This window comes from Pseudomonas sp. SbOxS1 (genome assembly GCF_013416725.1).
Taxonomy (GTDB): Bacteria; Pseudomonadota; Gammaproteobacteria; order Pseudomonadales; family Pseudomonadaceae; genus Aquipseudomonas.
This window is the reverse complement of the sequence record NZ_JAAVXC010000098.1, coordinates 1-599: the sequence shown is the minus strand read 5'-3', so window position 1 is coordinate 599 and position 599 is coordinate 1. Positions and strand designations below refer to the sequence as shown.

The window sequence follows — 599 nt, the reverse complement described above, 5'->3', positions numbered from 1 at the left end:
CGATTAGCCTGCTCAAATCTCCATCTGATAGCTGAACATCTAACATCCAATCTTGCCTCCTATATCCAAGTACCTACGATATAGGACAATATTCCTATACTCAAATATGCGAAGCTGGGCACCCCAATCCCCCAACCCTTTTCTAAGGTTTTGTGACATAAAATCACCAAATGTGATGCGTTGATCGCCCTGGGTTGTGGCAAAGCAATCGCGGGTGGACACCACGGGGACTGAACAAACATGGCTGGACGCTATTTCGGCACTGACGGCATTCGCGGACGGGCCAACAAATTTCCGATGACGGCGGAAGTCGCCATGAAGGTCGGCATGGCCGCCGGCTTGTCGTTCCAGCGCGGCAACCACCGCCATCGCGTCGTGGTCGGCAAGGACACCAGGCTGTCGGGCTACATGATCGAGAACGCGCTAGTCGCTGGCCTGTGTGCTGCCGGCATGGACGTGTTCCTGCTCGGCCCGATCCCCACCCCTGCGGTCGCCATGCTGGTGCGCTCGCTGCGCGCCGACATCGGCGTGATGATCTCGGCCTCGCACAACCCCTACCACGACAACGGCATCAAGCTGTTCGGCCCCGACAGCTACAA

1 pseudogene is annotated in these 599 nt (G+C 57.4%); it reads left to right on the top strand.

Going from position 1 to position 599, the window contains the following annotated elements:
• Nucleotides 1-240: 240 nt before the first annotated feature.
• Nucleotides 241-599: pseudogene (gene glmM, locus HFK74_RS32975) on the top strand (phosphoglucosamine mutase); the annotation flags it as partial.